2 protein-coding genes are annotated in these 1,708 nt (G+C 68.8%); one reads left to right on the top strand and one right to left on the bottom strand.

What is annotated here, in order from left to right:
- The first annotated feature begins 174 nt into the window (after positions 1–174).
- The gene (locus ACWC91_RS41535; RefSeq protein ID WP_450726400.1) at positions 175–1,104 is read left to right on the top strand and encodes an IS5 family transposase; all 930 of its coding nucleotides are present in this window, start codon (positions 175–177) and stop codon (positions 1,102–1,104) included.
- Here the strand turns inward: ACWC91_RS41535 and ACWC91_RS41530 are convergent.
- Positions 1,022–1,609 carry a BAR domain-containing protein gene (locus ACWC91_RS41530; RefSeq protein WP_225080719.1) on the bottom strand — a complete coding sequence of 196 codons (588 nt, stop codon included), beginning with the start codon at positions 1,607–1,609 and terminating at the stop codon, positions 1,022–1,024. The two genes, ACWC91_RS41535 and ACWC91_RS41530, sit on opposite strands and share 83 nt — an antisense overlap.
- Positions 1,610–1,708 lie beyond the last annotated feature (99 nt).

Here is a 1,708-nt window from a genome sequence, read left to right as displayed (position 1 = left end):
AGTGCGTTGTGGCAAACCGGATCTCGTTCGAAGCCCGCGGTGCGGGTGATCATTCGGACAGAGATGCCGGTGCGGTCGTGGGCATAGAGAAACGGGCCCCTTGGTAGTGACGTGGTTGTTGAGGCCGGTCACGAGCAAGGAGGCCCGTTGTCGGACAAGTTGACCATCTCTGCTGTGCCTGCGTCCACTGCGGTCACCCTTGGGTGTGACTGCTACGTGCACCGGTTCGGTTCGATCGCCGCGGGGCGGCGGGCCGGCTGCTATCCGAGTGACATGACGGACGCGGAGTGGGCCGAGGTCCGCTCCGTGATGCCGGTGCCGGCCTGGCTCCTGAAGCGGGGCGGACGCCCGGAGGCGTTTTGCCATCGCGAGATGCTCGACGCGGTGCGCTACCTCGTCGACAACGGTGTGAAGTGGACGGCTCTGCCGGTCGACTTCCCGTACTGGCGGGCGGTCTACGACTTCTTCCGCCGCTGGCGGTCCTACGACTACGTGCGTGAGCTGTACGAACGCCTGCGACGCTCGGCGAGGGAACGCTCAGGCCGCAACACCGAGCCCAGTGGGGGGATCATCGACAGTCAGTCGGTGGACGCCTCCGAAACCGTCGGTGAGGACAGCCGCGGATACGACGGCGGCAAGTCACGGGACGGACGCAAGCGTCACATCCTGACCGACACGGAGGGCCTGCTCCTGGAGGTGACCGTGAGCACGGCTGATGTGCACGACTCCAAAGCCGCCCCGGCGCTGCTGGAGGCATTCATGGACCAGCCGGGCAGGCTGCTGAAGCTGGTGTGGGTCGACAGCGCCTACCAGGGCCCGGCGCTGGCGAAGGCATTCGCCCGCCACGGGGTGCGGATCGAGGTCGTACGCCGCTCCGATGGGCAACGCGCATTCGTGGTACTGGCCCGCAGGTGGGTGGTGGAAAGGACGCTGAGCTGGCTCTCCCGCTCACGCCGCCTCAACCGCGACCACGAACGCCGCCTCGACCACCACGCCCAGATGGTGTGGTGGGCCGCCGTGATCAGGCTGTCCCGGCGCCTGGCCGGGGACGCTCCACGCTGGCCGGAGAAGCGTCCCGGCCGACTGCTCCGGGCGCGGGCATGAACCGTCCGTCCTTCGCCCGCACCAGCCAGCCCCGCTTCTCCAGCACGTAGGCGCGGTGACGGATCTTCTCCACCTCGTTCTTGATCTCCGCTTCCCGGCCCACCGCCCGCGTCAGCTCCACCCCGTTCACCGGCCCCGAAGCCGCCACCACCGCGGCGAACACCTCCCGATAGAGGCCACTGAGCACCTCCTCACCCATGCCCAGTCGCCACAGCGGCGGCCGCCCGCCAAGCACCGGGCCGGAGCCGCTCGATCCCCCAGTGGCAGCCACCTCACCACCAGACGGCGCGGAAACCGGCGTAGTCACCGCGCTCTCCTCGGCCAGCACCGACACCAGCTCCTCACGCCCCACCCGAGCCCGCTCGACCCGCTCCCGCGCGGCATCCACCTCCGCCTGAGCCTGCTCCAGGACCTCCGTCCAGGACTCCAGCTCCTGCCTCGCCCGCGCCTCACGCCGTTCCATCAACCCCAGCACCGACGGCATCGCATCCTCCTCGATCCACAACAAGCCGTCCGCTGCCTGCCCCTACCCCACCACGGTCATGCCCCGCACACGAAGAAGCCCCTGCTCACCGAACAGGGACTCCCTTTGCCACAACGCACT

The sequence above is a fragment of the Streptomyces sp. NPDC001204 genome, assembly GCF_053598035.1.
The sequence above is the reverse complement of the archived record's forward strand: the minus strand, read 5'-3'. Positions and strand labels throughout refer to the sequence as shown.